The sequence below is a fragment of the Burkholderia sp. TSV86 genome (assembly GCF_001522865.1).
In the GTDB taxonomy this organism is placed as follows: domain Bacteria; phylum Pseudomonadota; class Gammaproteobacteria; order Burkholderiales; family Burkholderiaceae; genus Burkholderia.
In genome coordinates, this window is sequence record NZ_LOWB01000037.1 from 1 (window position 1) to 18666 (window position 18666).

8 protein-coding genes and 1 pseudogene are annotated in these 18666 nt (G+C 59.8%); 8 read left to right on the plus strand and 1 reads right to left on the minus strand.

Features of this window, described 5'->3' with window-relative positions; translation table 11 throughout:
• Window positions 1-39: 39 nt before the first annotated feature.
• Window positions 40-7875 carry a two-partner secretion domain-containing protein gene (locus WS68_RS06465; RefSeq protein ID WP_197419538.1) on the minus strand — a complete coding sequence of 2612 codons (7836 nt, stop codon included), beginning with the start codon at window positions 7873-7875 and terminating at the stop codon, window positions 40-42.
• An 815-nt stretch (window positions 7876-8690) separates the two neighbouring features.
• Between WS68_RS06465 and WS68_RS06470 the strand changes: the two genes are divergently transcribed.
• From WS68_RS06470 to WS68_RS06505, 8 genes and pseudogenes are all read left to right on the plus strand, one after another.
• Window positions 8691-10238, plus strand: coding sequence for a hypothetical protein (locus WS68_RS06470; protein WP_059570017.1), 1548 nt, complete (start codon window positions 8691-8693; stop codon window positions 10236-10238).
• Window positions 10239-10537: 299 nt separating this feature from the next.
• Window positions 10538-11860 (plus strand): metallophosphoesterase, encoded by a 1323-nt coding sequence (locus tag WS68_RS06475; protein WP_059570018.1) that lies wholly within the window; start codon window positions 10538-10540, stop codon window positions 11858-11860.
• The gene (locus WS68_RS06480) at window positions 11860-12945 is read left to right on the plus strand and encodes a GTPase-associated system all-helical protein GASH (RefSeq protein ID WP_059570019.1); all 1086 of its coding nucleotides are present in this window, start codon (window positions 11860-11862) and stop codon (window positions 12943-12945) included. The genes WS68_RS06475 and WS68_RS06480 overlap by 1 nt, the downstream gene beginning before the upstream one ends.
• On the plus strand, window positions 12942-13973 hold the full coding sequence (locus tag WS68_RS06485) for a TRAFAC clade GTPase domain-containing protein (protein ID WP_197419539.1): 1032 nt from the start codon (window positions 12942-12944) through the stop codon (window positions 13971-13973). The genes WS68_RS06480 and WS68_RS06485 overlap by 4 nt, the downstream gene beginning before the upstream one ends.
• Window positions 13970-14878: a hypothetical protein gene (locus WS68_RS06490; RefSeq protein ID WP_156429369.1), complete on the plus strand. Its 909-nt coding sequence runs from the start codon at window positions 13970-13972 to the stop codon at window positions 14876-14878. The genes WS68_RS06485 and WS68_RS06490 overlap by 4 nt, the downstream gene beginning before the upstream one ends.
• A 2-nt stretch (window positions 14879-14880) precedes the next feature.
• A pseudogene (locus tag WS68_RS29540) lies at window positions 14881-15189 on the plus strand (GAP1-N1 domain-containing protein); the annotation flags it as partial.
• Between the two features lie 174 nt (window positions 15190-15363).
• On the plus strand, window positions 15364-16812 hold the full coding sequence (locus WS68_RS06495; protein WP_197419540.1) for a hypothetical protein: 1449 nt from the start codon (window positions 15364-15366) through the stop codon (window positions 16810-16812).
• Between the two features lie 732 nt (window positions 16813-17544).
• Window positions 17545-18624: a tyrosine-type recombinase/integrase gene (locus WS68_RS06505; protein WP_197419541.1), complete on the plus strand. Its 1080-nt coding sequence runs from the start codon at window positions 17545-17547 to the stop codon at window positions 18622-18624.
• Window positions 18625-18666: the final 42 nt, after the last annotated feature.

An 18666-nucleotide genomic window follows, 5' to 3' on the forward strand; every position in this document is an offset into this window, starting at 1 on the left:
ATTGCTTTCAGGTTTTAAGGTTTCCATGACCCCATTCTCTCAAAGGTTGAGGTCTCCGAAAAACCCGGGCCGATTCATCACAATGTCGCCGGTGCCGGCTTGGGCCTTGCCATCCGTGCCCGGCGCACCGGTTGCGGTAATCGACACGTTTCCATTGCCAATGATCGACGAACCCTTGGCGGTGGAGATCGATGTGCTGGATGAACTGTTGCTTTGGCTGGAGCCGACGCTGATCTGCAACTGGATACCAGACGCGTTCGCCGCCTGACTGCCATTGCCGTTCGCCAATGCGCTTGCCGTGCTTCCGATTGCGCCTCGGTTCTGATAAGCCGATTCCGCTGCAGCCAGCCCCTGTACAGCCATCAAACGCGAATCGCCGGAAGCCACGCCGGACCGCACGTCGCCCACCATCGTCTGGCCAGTTTGCATCACACCACCGCCCAGTCCGACCGTGAGGCCGGCCTGACGAGCTTGCTGAGTCTGCGCGTCGGTATAGGTATCGTACGCGGAATTGACCGTCACGTTTTGCCCGGTCATCGCCACATTGCCACCCGCAACGACTTGGCTGCCGGTAACACCCAAGTTGTGACCGGCATTGATCGTGACGTTCCCGCTGGATGCGCCGATCGTACTGGCGTTGTTGGTCACGGAGAACGATTTGTCCGTCTGCGCGAGCGACTGGCTGCCGATCGTCACGCCGACTCCACCACTGCTCATCAAGCCCGACTTGCTGGTGTGGTAGTAGCTGCTCGAATCGACGGTGTCCTGCGACGTCGTGATGTTGACGTCATTCTTCGCGCTGAGCGTCACGGCGTTCGTGCCGACCACGGCGCTGCCTTGTACGTTCAGATCGTGGCCCGCCGTTACCGCCACCGTATCCCCCGATACGAGCGAGCCGGTCGAATGCGTTGCAGTGAACTGCTGGCTCGTGTCGGTTGTCGAGTGCGAGAGAAAGTGACTCGCGGACGAATGACTCACGCTATTAAATGTCGAGGTATCCTGCGCCGCGCCAATATTCACGTCGCCCGTCGCGCCAAGCGTCGCGACGCTCGTCCCGTGGCCGTCGTTGCCCGCGACGACACTCGATCCCTGCAATGTGAGATTCTTCGCCGGGGCACCACCGTCGGTCGCAAGCACCAGATTGCCGTTCGTATCCTGTCGCGCGCCTGCCAGCACGGTGGCGTTGCCGCCCGCCGACAGCGCGCTCCCAACGTTCGATTGCGTGGACAGATCGAAACTGTTCCAGCCCTTCGAGTTCGCGCCATGTCGCGAATCCGACGTGCTGTTGGTTGCGCCGGTGATATTGACATTCCCGGAGCTCGCAACCGTCAGATCGCCGGTCGACGTGAGATTGCTACCGGTGATGCCGATGTCTCCGCCACCGACCAGGCCCAGATTGCCGCTCGCCGAGAGGGTGCTACCTACCTGATTCGTCGTCTTGAACGTGCTGGTATTTTGCGAGTCGAGTCGCGCACCGACGCTCGAGCCGGTCTGCACCGTGCCGACGTCAATGCCGTTGCCGGCCGACAACCCAAGGTTTCCGCCCGCAGCGACCTGCGCGCCTTCGACCCGGATCGAGTTGCCCGCCATCAGCACCGCGTTGTTCGTCGCCTGGATTTGCGCGACCGCGCCGATCGAAGTGTGGCTCGACGTGCCATTCGCAAAGCTCGCCGTCTCGGTGTTCGTGAGCGACTGATTGACGATGTCGTGCCCGGCCTGCAATCCAACGTTACCGCCCGAGATCAGGCCGCCCAGGTTCTGGATGTCGTTGTCCGCGACGACAAGTGCGTTCTTGGTCGCCGCGATCGTGCCCGCGGCGTTCGTCACATCGGTCCCATGAATGGATACCGAATCCCCGGCGATAAGCGCGCCCGTCGGCGACAGCGATGCATCGTCCGTCTTCGCCAGATAGACCTGCGGCACCAGCGCAGTTTGCGTCGAGCCGTCAGGCAACGTCACGGTTTCGCTGACGAGCCAGACGATGTCGTGCGTGAGTGCCGCCATCTGCGCGTCTGTGAGCGCGACGCCAGGCTCAAGATTGAACTGCTTGGCGGTGGCCACGCCACTTGCCATCAGTTTTTGGTATTCGTCTTCGTCGCTTGCGTAGCCCGGCAGGTAGCGACGGCCGGTCAGGCTCGTGATCTGCTGCTGCACTAGCTGCGTTTCGTAGAAACCATCTCCGAGGCGCTTTTGCGTCTGCATCGGATTGATTCCGAGCAGGTTCAGCATGTAGTCGCTGGAAATGAAATTCGAGTAGCTCGTGAAGCGCGGATCGGTCTGCACGAAGTAATTGACGCCCGGCGAATTCGCCACCTTGTACAGCCCACTCGACGGCAGCACCGGGTTCAACACGGACGAGCGCGCACCGTCCACACTACGCACCGCACCGGACACGGTGGTCGCGGTCGTCTTGCCCGCCACGCTACTCGTCGTAGTGACCGACGTGCCGCCACTGACTGCGCCGTTGCCAGCGGATCCCGTCAACGCGACACTTCCCAGACCGAGCGATTGGGCGCTCGCGCCGGTAACGCCGCCGGTTGCCGAGACGCTGGTGTTTGAGATCTGGCCGCCGTTGATCGTGACTGCCTGATTGCTGGTAATCGTGCCGCCCGCCACGCCGGTATTGAGCGTGATCGACGGATTCGTCCACGTTACCCACGTCGACGGCACCTGCGGCCCGCCGACCGACCCATAACCCGACTTGTTCGAGAATGAATAGGTCGTCGCAAGCTGCGTCGACGTGTTCGCGATTTTCGCGTTGCTGCCGTTGCTCGCTTGCCCGTCAATGTTCAGGTTGCCACCGGCCGCGATCGTGCCGTTGTTGTTGTTCAACTGCGTGCCGATCGTCAGGTTCATCGCACCACCCGACGTCATCAACGCGGGCGCACCACTGCCCGGAGCGAGTGTGGTCGCCGTCGTCGTGGTCGTCGCATCACGCTCGGCCTCAACCAGATTCGAGCTGGACAGGTTCGGGCTGCCGCCTTTCAGGAACTGACTGTTCGGATCGGTGTATTGCGACTGCACTTCCAGTCGCACGCAGTTCGTCGTGCAATCGCCGTACTGGCCCGAGTAACTGATGGAGCCGTAGACGTTGGCCACCGTATCGAGGCTATGGTCGGGCCACGCCGTCCCGCCGGCCTGATCGGGGTTCGACTGACCGTTCTGGACCGTCTGGACGTACAGGACCTGCTGACCGGCTGTGGTCGGGAGGCGCTGTTGCTGCCCATCGGTCCAGGCCGTGCCGCCGTTCGATTGCGGTCGCGCATAGCTGCCCCAGGCGGACTGGAACGCAGACGCGTTCGCCGGCATGTTCACGACGACCTTCTGGATCAGGACGCCGTCGGGCGACACCATCGGCGTGATCGATACGATGTCCGCCGGATTCAGGTAGTACGCGCTCTGAACCAGCGTGTTCACGTCCTGGAACGGCGCTGATGCGCCAGCCCAGCCGGTGTGCAGCCAGGGCAGCGGCAGCAGCTTGGCCGTCTGCGTCGACGTGGTGGTGGTCGTCTGGATGTTCTGCCGAACGTTGTTGATCTGGTTCGCGGCGATATTCAGGTTGCCGTTCGCCTCGATCGTCGACGACAGGTTGTTCACGATGCCCGTCTGGTTAACCAGATTGCCGTTCGCATCCGTCGCACCGTTCGCTGCGATGTTGACGTCACCGAGGCTGTAGATCGTCGCGCCGTTCTGGTTGTTGACCGTGCCCGGCACCCACAGGTTGACGCCGTTCGTGCCGGCAATGATCGCCGCGGCCCCGTCGTTCGTCAGGGTATTCGCGTTCGCGGTGACCGTTCCGCCGATCATCGAGCCGCTGTTCTCCAGCGTATTGCTGGTCGTCGTGACCGTATTGCCTTCGATCCGGCCTGCGTTATTGATATCGCCGCCAGCCGCGTTGATCGTCGTCGCACCGGTGCTCGGATCCGCGGCGTTGCCCGACGCGATGTCGGCGCCGGCCTGGTTGACGACGTTCGCGGCATTCAGCGTCAGATTGCCGGCCGACGAGAACGTACCGGCGTTCGTAAACGTACCCGTCGTCGAGAACGTCAGGTTCCGGATCGCCGTGATCTGGTTTGCGGCATCGTAGGTATAGTTGCCTTGCAGGTTGATCGTCGCATCGCGACCGCCGACGATTTTCCCGTCGCCGACCAGCGAATTGGCCGTCACCGATAGATCCTGTGTACTGCCGATCGAACCGTTCGTGTTCGTCAGCGTGCCCGTATGGATCGCCACATTGCCTGCACCGCCGGCCGGATTGGCGATGGCGCCGCGGGTGTTGTCGAGCGTCGCAGTAGTCAACGCGACGTTGCCGCCGGACACCGATCCACCGACGTTCGAAAACGTCGCGCCGGGCTGATTGACCGTCAGGTTTCCGCCTGCGGCGAGCGTGCCACCGTCGTTGACCACACTCGACGGTGTGTTGAGCGTCAGGTCGCCTGCGGCCGACACATTACCGCCCTGCGTATTCGACAGGCTCACTGCGTTGAGCGTGACCGCACCATTGCCAGCGATCAGTCCCGACGATGCCGCGCCCGTCGGATTGGCGTTCGTGATCGTGCTGGCCGCCGTGAGCGTCGTCGCGCCGGTCCCGGCATTCGTGATCGCGCCGCTCGTGTTGTCGATGCTGCTGCCGGACAGCGTCAGCGCGCTATTTGCGCCAACCGCCTTGATCTTGCCGCTCTGGTTCGAGATTGCGCCGACTGCGCTCGCACTTATGTTGCCCTGTGCCTCGACGAGGCCACTAGTATTTGTCAGCGTGCTTGCCGACGCCGCGTTCAGGTCGCCGAGTGCGGCCAAGGTGCCCGACGTATTGTCGATCGATGCGCCAGACACCGAGACGTTGCGATTGCCACCGATCGAACCGCCTCGGTTCGACAGTGCGCCGACCGCCGTTATGGTCACGGGTGCTGCGCCGAGCGCGCGAATCACGCCAGCATCGTTTGTGACAGTCTGTCCGTTGACGCTCGCCGATCCGGTCGCAGCTTCTACCAGGCTGCCGGTATTGTTCACCGCTCCTTGAGAGCCGACCGCGACTGAAGCTCCGCCGATATAGCCGCTCTTGCCCGACAGCGCGCTGTTGTCGACCCCGTTCGTCCCCGTGACGGATGTGCTCCCGACCGCCGAAAGCGTGCCACCACGATTCGACACCGTGCTGGCGTTGATCGTCGTCGCACCGTTGGAGCCGAGGAACCCGCCGTCGTTCGTGACCGTGCCAGATTGCACCGTCAGCACACCATTCCCCGCGTGGGCAATGGTGCCGCCCGAATTGTTCAGAATTTGCGGCGTCAGGCTGAGGTTGGTGGCCGCGACCTGAATTGAGCCACCGTTGCTGTTGTCGAGCGTGTTCGCAACGTTGAGCGCCGCGCTGCCGTTCGAGTTCGACTGAACGATGGAACCGCCGTGGTTCGTCAGGTTCGTCGCATTCAGCGACACCGATCCGGCACCGAGCGCCCCTTGGCTGTTGTCGATATCGGTAGCTGTAACCGACAGGGCGCTCGGTGCAGTTGACGTGCCCGCCAGGATTTTCCCGCCGGCATTCGCGAGCTGCGCGCCTGCGTTCACCGACAGCGCTCCGACGGATTCGACAGCGCCACTATTGGTCAGCGACGACGAAGTCAGCTGCAGCGTTTTCTGAGCCTCGATCGTGCCGCTGTTGGTCGCTGAGCCGGTGGCGAGCGTCGCATCGCCATTCGTCGCGATCGTCCCCTGCTGGTTCGAGAACGCACCGGTCTGGATGTCCAGTTTCCCTGAACCCGCATGCGAAATCGCGCCCTGATCGTTCGTGAGCGCCCCGGAACTAATCGTCGCGTTCGGGCCGTTGGCCGCGATGACGCCACCGGAATTGTCCACGGCGCCCGTTGCGGCGATCGTCGCGCCGGCGGCGGTGCCGGTCTGCGAGATCGTGCCGCCATTATTCTTGATCGAGCCCGCGCGGATCGCGATGCCGTCCGCGGCGAGCACGCCTGCGGAATTGTCGACGGCCTGGGTCGCCGTCACATCGAGCTGCTGCGCGCTGCTGATGGTTCCGCTGTTGGTGATCGCCCCCGCGCTGACCTGCGTGTTGCCGTTCGCGCCAATCAGCCCGCCCGAAGTCGTGCCTGGTGCATGGGCATTCGTCAACTGGCCCGCGACCTGGAGCGTCATACCCGACGCGTCATCCGACTGGATGCGTCCGCCGGTGTTGTCCGCCGAGCCCGCCGTGACGGCCAGTCCCTTTGCCGATTCGATCGCGCCATTCACGTTCGTCAGCGCACCGGTCGACGCCACGGTAGCGGTGCCCATCGACGTGAGGACACCGCCCGTGTTGTCGATGCTTGCGGCATTAATACCGAGTGCACCGTTGCTGCCGATCGACCCTGCCTGGTTGCCGAGCGCGCCGGTGGCGACGCTCAGCGTGCCGTTGCCGGCCAGGTGGATCTGGCCGCTGGCGTTCGCAATCGATCCGGCGTGAATCGCGAGATCGGCCGCGTTGGTCGTAATCGTGCCGCCGGTATTGTCGAGCACGCCGGCAATCTGAATGGCCGTGTTGTTCGTGCCCGTCTGCTGGATGGACCCGCCGCGGTTCGACAAGGCAGCCGCGTTGATGCTGATCTGCTGCGCGGTAATCTGCGCGATCTGCGTGGCCGACAACGCATCGTTACGCACCGTTCCGCCCGGCGCTGCAATGTTTGCCTGCTGACCAGCCTGCGTCGTGGCACCCGTGAGGTTCACATCGCCGGTCGTTGCTGAAATCGCCAGACTGCCGTTCGCCGCAGTCTTCGAGCCGGACAGATCTACCGTTGCCGCTTGCAACGTTGCATTGCCGCCGGCGAGGTTCTGACCATTGGCGCTCAGCCGGTTACCAGCCACGACCGTGAGATCGCCGCTCGCCCCGATTTGCCCATTAGCGTCCACACCGGCCGCCAGCGTGCCCGTCGACGAGACGTTCTGGCCGTTGACGAAGACCTGATTCTGTCCAGCAATCGTGCCGCTGTTGCCGATGTCACCGACGGAATTCACCGTCGTCGATTGCAGGCCGTAGATTGCACCGCTATTCGAGACACCCTGGCGAGCAGCGATATTCAGGTTGCCGGCAGCATTGATGTTCCCCGATACCGTCAATTGCCCCTGCGTCGACAGGCTCAGATCACCGGTCTGCGCAGCGATTGTGCCGCCGTCATTCACGCCGACGCCTGCCTCGGTGCCCACCAACAGGATGCGTTGGGCATACATTCCGCCCAACTGACTCACGTCGAGTCCGAACGAAGGCGCGACACTCGTGCCGGCGATCGGCGTCGCAGCGAGCGTATTGGCGTCGATCTGGTTCGCACCGGTCACGACGTTGAGCTGATTCGCGTAGAGCGCCGCGTTCAGTTGCACGGCACGTGCGAGCACATCAACCCTCTCGACGTTCGAGGCATTCATGCCCGAACCCGTGAATGAGACCGTGCCACCCGTCACGCGGAAAGATGAGAGATTGCCGGCCGAATCGATGACCGGTGTACCGGTCGTCAAGACCGCCTTGTTCGTGTTGATGAATCCGCAACCCGAACAGGTGATGCCATTTCCGTTTGCGATCACCACCTGTGCCCTGGCACCCGCCACCTCCAGGGGCCCGCCGAGCATGCTCGGCGACGCACCCGTCACCTGATTGAGAATGACCTTCGCGCCCGATGTCAGATTCGCATTGCCGGGAACCCAGCCGGCGAGCTGGGTCTGCGTCGAGGTCGGCGAGTTGTTGAGTACGGCGCCGGCCGAACCCGTCGAGAATTGCGAGTAGTGGTTGTCGGACACGCCCGCGGCGGACGGTCGATTGATCTGTACGAGGGGAACGCCTGATGGGGTGGTCGAGACCCCGGGGCCCTTGCCATCTGCGGCGGGACTGATCTGTGCCACCGCAGGTATCGACATGGCGGCGAAGACCACTGCCGTGACGAAAGCCGTAACCCGCATCCACAGCGGCCGACGATGCTCCGCAAGTGTAGATCCTGCGGAACGGGGATTCATCCAGTTTTCGGCGCGCACGATTTTGCGCAGGACGTGGTGTACCCCCGACGTCCGTCGTGTGGTCTTCACTCGCATTCTTATTCGCTTGGTATTCTTTTCGGGGTTTTCTAGCGCGGACGGCAGAAACGATTCTCGAAAGATCTCGGCCAGAAAAACGCTTGCGACGACGTTAGCATGACGCAACTTCGTTGCGACACCACGTTGATGAAATTTGACAATAGTTGATAGTGATCAGATGCCAAATTCCGACGTTTCGGTGACCATTCATACAAATGTCTTTCTATTTTTATGGAACACCATCCCTTCATCCTGACACAATCGACAGGCGCATTTCCGCCCGCACAACCTGAATCGCCTTCTCGACGCCACGCGCAACCGACTGAAGCCGCGTGATACCTGCGGATGTGTGAGACTAGATTCCTTACTTGCGCGAAGGTTAGCGGTGACTAGGACGAAAAGCTTCTGTTTTTTTGTCTGCGACGACGCTCACAAGGAGCACAAGCTCGGCATCATTGAAGACCCCTTGAAGGCTGGCCACGAGAACGCCGGCTGGTGCGCCTGCTGTCGTTTCTTCCGGAACTCGAAGAAAGAGTGCGCGATGGAGACAAGCTCTTCATCAAGGAATTATCATTTCAGCCGAATAGCGTTGTTCGATGTAAAGTCTTCGTGTTTGACTCCCGACAATACAGAGATTGAAGGAAGCGATGAATAGGCACTTCAGAAGATTTGAGGAGATGAGATCAGACTTTCCTCTGGCGGGCTATGCCACGGTAGACCATGTCGAAATGTCTCCGAGGGGCGATGTCATTATTGCTCTAGATGTGGTTGATGGCGATTGGTTCGAGAGCAGCTCTTTCTGGCAACAGGCTGGTATCAGCGACTACCAGCACCAGAAGCTGTTAAAGCAGAAGCTGACTCCTTCGCCCGGGGTGAACCCGTTTGAAGACGCCTCCTTATATCGAGTCGAAGTTACGCTGTCCCCGACGGACGGCACGGCCTACCGTCATCCTTTCGGATATCCTCATGCAGCTGATTATGAATCTAAGGGTGAACCAAATGGTTGGTATCAAAGTTTCGAAAGAGCATGGTTTCACCTGAGTTTCTCGACGGTACCGGTGCCCGGCGCAGTGCCTGCGAATGTTTACTCCAATCTGTTTGCGCCACCTACGACAGTCTATGTGCAAGGCACTATGCCGTCTGGAAAAGCGGACAAGTTACTGACTCAGGCCTTTTCCTTCGCACACCTTCCGACAGCGGATGAGCGTTTCCTTGCCCCTCGTCTGCAACGCGTTTGCGCAGACCTGCTTGCCATTTACGACGTCGGCCAGGGGAACTGCAACTCGTTCCTGAAAAACCAGGTATCGTCGGCTTTCCCGACGTTGTACTATGACTTGGGCGCAGGGGTATACCGAAACAGTTCGACCACGCCCGCCAATCTCGTTTTCTGCTTCAGCCGGGTGGACACCGTCATCCTGTCGCATTGGGATGCAGACCACTGGGCCGGCGCCTATGCGATGATGGCACCTGCGCCGGCGGGCGCCCCTGGAGCTGGCACTTATCCCGCCCTGTCCAAGACCTGGTTAGCTCCGGAACAGAAAGCGGGTCCGGTGCATCTCGCGTTCGCATATGACATCGTGGCTAACGGCGGCGATGTTCTCATCTATAAGCCGTCGACCAGATCTCCTGTACACGTGAATATTGCGGCATCCCGACAGTTGACCATCGCCGTTGGTAACGGCGGAGACAGAAACAACACGGGCATCATTCTGATGGCAGAAGACACGTCCACGCTGCCTAGCAAGAGGTGGCTTCTCACGGGCGATTGCGATTACTCGTATATCGATGCCAGCCAGACGGACGAGCCGCTTGTTGGATTAGTAGCACCTCATCATGGCGCAACGCTAGGGAGATGGAGCTCTGCGCCAGCGCCCGATAATGGAGGATACTGTCGGCTGGCTTACAGCTTTGGCTCCGACAACAAGCATGGGAAAAACACCCAACATCCAACGAAGGGCGGTGCCGATTTGCATCGGATTGCCGGTTGGGACCATGGCGCCTGGAAAATGAATGAGCCCGGTGATTGCTTGGCGGGCGCAGATGTATTGCACACGGAGCAACATACCAAGGCGGGCTTCGGTGGCGTAACCGGGCAATTGGGCGGCGTGGTGGTGGGTTGGACTTCGGCTCCTGCCGCGCCGCTTTCCGCGCCTTGTGGCGGCCTCAATTGCTCGACGCCTGTGACGCAGTCCTGAAATGAGCTCACGAGCCTGCCATTCGCTTTGACGGGCTGGTGGGCGGTGGTGTGTCGACGACCGGCGCAATCCCAGCGCGAAATCCTGCTTGCATGGGCCCGGGATTGATTGGCGTCGCGGTTTCACGTTAGCCTTCGGAATCGAATGACCGCTTTCTGAATTGTGCGGTCGGTTGAGTGTCCAAACGAGGGGCCAGACGAGAGTCCCTTCATGGCCGCTACCCGTCGAATGTGACGGACGGCTGTCGACCCGGAACGGCCTTTACCTATAGCTTTATCGACGGCAACGGAGCCCGCTAGATGCTCTTTCTCCATATCTCCGACATTCACTTCAAGCAAGTCGAGGTAGGCCAGCCAGACGATCCCAATCTGGCCTTACGAAACGACATGATTCGCGATGTCAAAGCGATGCGGGAACGCATTGGACGTCCTGCCGATGGGGTGTTGATAACGGGGGACATCGCGTTTGCAGGAAAGGCCACCGAATACGACTTCGCTTACCAATGGTTGGAGGACGAACTCTGTCCCGCAGGCGGCTGCGCGATCGACAGCGTCTTCGTCGTGCCCGGCAATCACGACGTCGATCGGAGCGTGGAGACTGGACCGGCTTTCATGGCCGCGCGCAAGCAACTCCGCGAGATTGGAGCAAAGGACGCCGACAGTGAGATAAGAAAGTGGTTGCGAGACCGTATCTCGGCCGACGTCATCTTCGGCCCCATCGAAAACTATAATCGGTTCGCGGCAAAATTTTTGTGCGCGCTGCGCCCGTACATCGAGAGCGAGGCCGAGCGGCAGCAAGCGGGAGTGATGAGCCGTCCATTCGCTAGTAGAGATCTGCTGCTCGATGATGGCTCGAAACTTAGATTATGGGGTTTCAATACCGTACTGATATCGAACGAGGACGATCGCGAAGGGCGGATGCTGATCGACCCGGCTGCGGCTCAAATCCCGGTCGAAGATGGCGTGACGCACCTTGTGATGTGCCATCATCCGTTGGGATGGCTGAAGAACAGACAGGCCTTCGAAGACCGTGTGAACAGCGTGGCAAAAATCCATCTCTTCGGGCACGAGCATACGCGTCGTGTGGAGGAGCATAAGCGCTATGTGCGGGTACGCGCTGGCGCGCTGCAGCCAGACCGCGACGACGCTGACTGGAAACCTGGTTATAACTGGATCGACGTCTCGGTCGACACGGACGGACCAAAGCGCTTCCTCAAGGTAAGGCTTTGGGTAAGAATGCACGAAGTATCGCAGTTTCAGGCCATTCACGATCCGGACGATCGCGAAATTTGGGAGAGTCGATTTGACCTGCCGGCGTGGGCGCCGGTGGCGACAACATCCAACCCAACGCAACCCGATACCGTATCAATGCCGGGGGGACCGATGACTACGGATGGCGCGTCGCCCGTCACGGTCCGGAGCGTGACGATCAAGTTCTTTAAGCTTAAGGAACACGAACAACGGCGCGTTATTGCAAATCTCGAACTCGACCGAGAGGATGACAGGAACCTTAAGGACTATGAGGTGGCGATCAACGCCGTCCGTCGCAGTCAAGAAAATGGGAAGCTGCAACTATTGAACGACTTGGTCGAGGAGATGTTGGCCGGGCAGGGGGGATCGTGATGGGCAAAAAGGAATTCAAGTTTCTGGAAGAGTACAGATCCGCGGCGCCGAGCGAGACACGCGAGGTTGTGGAGGCTCGTCGCAGCGCTCACGAGAGCCTATTCGCGCTCGTCAAACAAATGGACAAGGTCTATGACCTCTGTCGCATTGCATTCGCTCTGCCATTTGACAAGGAGACTGTGTCGGAATGGTTCGAGAAGACTGTCAAAGCCGCGGATATGCACTTCTCTCTCGCCATCGACAAGGCAGAAGGCGCGCGTATCGCCACACTTGTGCTCCGGGACTTAGCTTGGCGAGCCGGCGTGTCATGTTCGCTCGCGAGTTTAGTGGCATCTTATTGCGGTAAGCGCGAACCGGCAGGCGGTGGCGATCTCTTGAGCGAGGCTCGCGACGCGATAAGCGCTTCGGCTAGCGAGCGCAGGATTGTCCTGGCAGACAAGAAGATAACGATGCCGGCCGCTAAAGACCTCAAAGCGGAGCTCGATGCGGCGCAAAACAATTTCCAGGGGCCGACGGTTCGAGCCGCCTTGGACGCGGTATCAGCTGACCTACGAGACGGCACGACAAAAGTGGCAAATGCGGCAAACGATGCCGCTATAGCGCTGAGAAGTGATGTGGCACGTCTCACCGAAGAGGTCGACATGCTCTGGTGGTATATCGGCGATTGGAGCGAGCTCATCGAGAGGCCCCGGACAGCGCTCGTCGGACCATCGATCGCCTTGGCCTCGGCGGTCGAACTCGGCGATCTCGTACGGTCGATACCGGGGCCGTACGGCGCGTATGGCCTGTTGCGGCGGGCGTTGGGCAAGCTTGCGGGCAAGAAGACGTCCTTGAAATCGGCGATCGAAGGAATCGAAGTTGAGGTTCTTTCGCGCCTACGCAAGCCTCTGCCGGAAGGAGCCCGAACGCTCTTTCCGGTGCATGCTGCAATCAATCTTGCGGTCGAACGCGGAACCGCGCATTGGAGTGAAGTCCTCGAAGGATTGTTGGGAACCATTCCCGCCGACGAGGTAACCCTCTACGAACTGGCGGTGCATACGTTCCGCGAACGCTTGCTGATCGGATACGGTGGGCTCGGGAAATGAACGCCGTCACAAGCCCGTGCTCGATCCAGGATTGTCCAGTTCAGTCAATCGGCAAATGCAAGCTAGGTAACGACCCGGTCGAGAGTTGTCCCCACTATGGAAGGAATGAGCCTGAGCCTGAGGCCGAAATCCGTGCCGACGACCCCGCACCTCTCGTGATAAGCGCCCCGGTATCCATTGTTTCAGGGGATGTAATGCACCTTGATGAGGTGGTTGCATTCTCCCGGCAACGCCCGATCCGCACGGTCGCACTTGTAGGAGAGCACAAAGCGGGCAAGACGACCCTGTTGTCTGCTATCTACGAGATGTATTGCAAGGGGCCGTTCGCCGGCGCAACTTTCGCCGGTAGCCGCACTTTGGTCGGCTTCGCAAAGCGGCATCATCTGGCTCTTCTGAGTTCGCAGAGGATGACTCCCACCGTTCCTCGTACGAGCCGAAATGATCCCCCGTCATTTTTTCATCTAGCGTTGGCAGTAAGTCCAGGCAACATCGTCGATCTCGTGATGTCCGACCGCTCAGGAGAGGCCTACAGTTTCGCACGTACCGCGACAGAACTTATCCCGACTCTTTCCGAGCTTGCGCTCGCTCAACGCATCTGCTTTGTTCTGGACGGTGCAAGGCTTGCTTCAATCGAACAACGAACGGCTTATACGCGAAAGTTCAAGCAGATGATTCACGCCTTAAACAACAACGGCGCGTTGGCGCACCGGCCGGTCGTGGAGATTCTTTCGACGAAATTCGACATCACCACGACGCGGACTGACGCGGAGCATCAGCTCAACTATCTGACAGAGTACGAACGTCAGATTGTGGAGGAGTTTGCGCGCAAGGACTTGGCGGTCGAATGTTTTCGCGTATGCGCGTTGCCGAAGAAGGATCAAGCGGTTGGCTTCGTCGGGCTCGACGAAACCGTCAGGCGGTGGACCGCACCGTTGTCGTTACCAAGCATCCTGCCCGTTGCTCTCCCCACCCTGCCGCGTCAAATTGATCGAATCCTGGCCAAAGCCGAACCCTTGGAGCAGGAATGAATCCGCATCGATACATGGTTTTCGGTTTCCACGGATCAGGTAAATCCACTTTCGCGGCTGCACTGTGGCATCTGCTCGATAGCAGGGAGTTACAGACAGCCCTGGAGAAGGGTAAGCATTCGGGAGACTTCCGATATCTCGAGGAAATCGCGCAGTCCTGGTCCGAAGGTTGGGAGGTCGAACGGACGAAGAGCGATCAGGTGGAAGATATCGCAATCAACCTCCGACATCCGCAATCGGCAACGGATTTGACACTGGAGTTCACCGACCTCCCGGGCGAGAGATTCGAAGCCGCATTCGCCAACCGCCTCTGCTCCGCCGAGCTTATCGAACTAGTGAACGATTCGTCCGGCATGCTCCTGTTCGTGAGCGCCGATCGGAACATCGACGGAGTGACAATTCTGGATGCTCTTGGATCGGACGACTCCGACGACGAGGCGGAGGAAGAACTGCCGTCAACCGCGGACAATCCAGCGACGGATGTTGCATCCGGCGAGGATTCGCCGTGGATTCCAGAACGGACGCCCCTCCAGGTCCAGATAGTCGATCTGCTCGAGGCAATGCAGCGACCGCCCTTCGAGACCAGCGCTTCGCGGGTGGCGATCATCGTTTCCGCGTGGGATCTGACTGACGAGGAGTCGGCCGACGACTGGTTGGCGAAGCGGATGCCGCTGCTCCAACAATACCTTGCGAACACGCGGGGGCCTAGTGACGTCCGCGTCTACGGGGTCTCCGCGCAAGGCGGACGCCTATCGAAGAAAGAAAGCGGCCCGGGCCCAGACCGCGCGCGGCTCTTGCAGGTGCAACCGCCGAGCCACCGCATCAAAATTACTGGTCGCGAAGTTGCACCACATGACCTCACATGCCCATTGCTATGGTTGGGCGGTTGGACCACAAAGCTGTGAATATGTCCGAAGGCGAGAAGCTAGATCAGGCTCTGTTTGGTTATTCACGGGGCCACCGTCAAATCGCGGCGTCGGTCCGGCTCCCGCCCGCCGACCTTTACCGGCTGTCTGCGGCAACTGACCTTGCTACAGGAGCTCGGTTGGCACAGGATGAGAGTTACATAACTGGCCTTCCTCTCGAGGAGTCCAAGCGATACGCCCTCATCAGAACGTGGCCTGCTCCGGAACTGTCTCGGCCTGGTTGCGTCTGGAGTCATGTGCTGCTGCTAGACGCACGTGTCCTTGCTTCACGCACGAACCTCCACGATCTTCTCCAATATTTCAGACGTCCGCACGGTGACTTCGATGCTTATGGGATAGCGGCATCGATGAATATGAGGTCGACTGCGTCTCCTTCTATCGACGAATCGGAGCTGCAATGTGCAGTCGAAAGCTACTATTCTGGACGGCCCACGCTGTTATCCGCGAAGTTGGATCGGAAAACCGTGGAAAGTGTCGTCATGTCAATGTGGTCGCAGCAATGGCCGAGGTTACGTCTGGCGTTCACTTTCCGCACGGCCCGCACCGAGCGAAGGAAAAGCGATTTGATCCAGTATGACGTCCAGATGAACTCGCCCATCGATGCGGAAATGCGAGAGGACGAGATATCGAACTGGGCGCGTGTGGGCGCCAGTGACGCTGCGACGTGCCAGGTAACCGATCTCCGTCGCTTTCTGTGGCGATACGGTCGAGACATCGCTGCCGCGCGAAGCAATTATCGGATGTTGGTCGAGTTGTTTCTGCTCGGACACGGACAGCAGAACATTCCCACCGAACGTGTGCTGGAAGTCTTTCAGGCACTTCCCGATCTGACCGACGGGGAAATTCTGAAGAAGGACATTCTTGGAATCCCGGCGGCTTCGCCGTCCCTCTTACCACCGATCTCTCCGGTGGGTCTGCTGGAGGTGGTTGCGAACCAGAACGTGCACCGATTCGTTCCTCCAGACACTGTCGCCCGACGCTTTGAGACTTTGCATCCGGTGGAAATCGGGGAAGTTGCACAATATTTGGATCTGCACTATGACGCGCTGTCCCCGTGGGCCGGAGAGCTTGAAAACGTCATCGCGACTCGGGTCGATGCAAGCACGTTGACGCAGAATTTTCCTCGACGCTTCATGATGCAGGTTCTTCGAGCACGGCCCGATCTGGTCAGATGGGACACGGTGTCCATGCTTTCGAACGACGAGATCGTCGAGTTGCTTGACGCTCATCCTGCGCTGCTCTCGCAGTACACGCTTGCTGCGTCGGTAGTGCGGCGGGACTTGGGAGCTGTCAAGAACAACGAATTGGTCCGGAGAAACCCGCAGCTGTTGTTCGAAGCTGCGCTCGATGCAATTGCAAGCGGCGAAATCAATTTCGTTTGGACGAGCCTTTGGGCCTCGAATGCGGGCGCAGTCTTCGCGACAGGCTGGCCAAGGACTGAACGTTCATGGTCCCGGGTCCAACTCGGCGTTGCCTTCCTGGGATATCCCCGTCATGGCAGTCCGCGCGCAGAGGAGTGGGCAACCGTTCTCACCTCACTCCCCGATGATCTGCGCGGCGATGACCGTGTGCGACTCCAAGCGTACTTGTTGCGGAATGCGTTGGATGAAGGCTCCGCTGGAACGTGGAAGCTATGCTCAGTAGTGCTTCCCGAATTGCGCACGGTAGTGTTGAAAGGTGCCCTGCCGGGCGATATTTATCGAATGCTGTCGGCCGATCTGCCGACGTTCAACACAGCAGGCAATTGGGATATCAATCGGCGTGTCTTAATCTGTCTATCGTATCTGCGGAGGAGATTCGCTGACACCAATGTCGAAAACGCGCTCGGCCTATCGGAGCACGATCTGCACGTGCTTTTCGAAGGCGCAGACGATGAGGATGAGTCGAAACGTCCGCGGTTCTGGTGGTTCTGACGTTGATCGCGCTCGCCATCAGTTACAACCGTCCTACGGTCGCACGGACGCGCCCGAAGCACGTGAGTATCTTGCTGGAAAGGGTGGCGGTCCAGCAGGCCGCCGCGCCGATGCAGCGGCACGGCGTTTCTTCGTTCGTGGCGCTGGTCATGCTGATGCTCCCCGGAGCGAGTGATCGAGGTGCGCGCGGTCGCGCACCGTAGTGGTTGCCACGGAAACCGTGGCGCCGACCATCTTATCGGCCCAGGCGTGCGCAAGACCGGTGACGCACCGCTGGCGCTGCTCGCCCTGCCCCGCCGGCCAATGACCCGACGAAAGTGTCGCCGAGACACAATGACCAGACCCTATTTTTAGCGACGCTCCAGCTTGAGTTGATACCCAAAACTCAAACTGAGGTTCACACGCTCGCCTGCGCCATTCGCTGAAGCGCCACGGCGCCCCATCTAGTTGCACCCAAACAACAAAGCCGGCACAAGGCCGGCTTTGTTGTTTGGGAAGCATAACGTTGCCCTTTGTCAGGGAAGCATATCTTTGCACTTGGGGCAAAAATATCCTTCCTGTCTCAAGTGCGTTGTTTTTACTGGAATTTATGGTGGAGCGGAGGAGGATCGAACTCCCGACCTTCGCATTGCGAATGTAAAAACAGACCTTATTAAACCAATAGTTTTGCGGTGTTCCCGGCTTTTATGGCACAATTTTGGCACACTGAGTTCAAGATGCTCCTTCCTCACGATGGCCACCATCACCAAACGAGGCACCTACCAGTGGCGCGCACAGGTGCGACGACACGGCTACCCTGCACAGAGTAAGACCTTCAACACGAAGGCTGAGGCAGAAGCCTGGGCCAAGATGATCGAATCGGAAATGTCGCGCGGCGTCTGGGTGAGTCGCAGCGAAGCCGAGGCGACAACGCTCTATGAGGCTTTGAAACGCTACGAGGAAGAAATCTCGCTGTCGAAGAAGGGCGCGGCGCAGGAGGCTTCCGTTATAAAAACCTGCAAGGCACCTGAACTAGCTAAGCGGCCTTTAGCCTCAATCCGCAGCGCGGACATAGCGAAGCTCCGCGACGAATGGCTAAAGGACTACAAGCCCGCCACGGTGCTGCGTCGCCTAGCCGTTCTCTCGCATGTATTCAACGTCGCCCGCAAGGAGTGGGGGATGGAAAGCCTCTCGAATCCGGTCGAACTGGTTCGGAAGCCGCAGCCGAACAACGCGCGGACGCGGCGCATCGCCGCGAGCGAGGCCACCGCGGAATTCTCGGATGCCGATGCACCCGAATCAGAGCGCGGCGCGCAGGATGGCGAGCTCGAGCGGGTTGTATCGGCAAGCAGCTCGGCGCTGCTGCCCGCCATTATCGGGCTGGCTGTCGAAACGGCCATGCGCCGGGGAGAAATCGTGTCGCTGCGATGGGAGCACGTAGATCTCAAGCGGCGAGTCGCGCACCTACCAGCCACAAAAAACGGAGATGCCCGTGACGTACCTTTGTCGTCTCGTGCCGTCGAAGTGCTCCAAGCCCTGAAAGAAGACGGCCGCAATGACGCTAAAGATGCCCCCAAAGTTGCCCCCACATATGATGAGCTAGGCAACGATAGTAGGCGTGTGTTCGGAATTCGTAGTGACGCCGTTACTAGGGCCTTCGAGCGTGCCGTAGCGCGCGCACGTAAGCTCTACCTTGAAGAATGCAGAGAAGCCGGCCAGCGGCCAGATCACAAGTTCCTGACCGACCTCCGGTTTCATGATCTGCGGTGGACTAGACTAAATCTGACAGTGGTTGGTTTTTCATGCTGGCGCGCATTGGCGCGAAGGGCGTAGCCCGTAGCGGCAATGCGCGCCGCGAACAGCAAGGAGTCCACC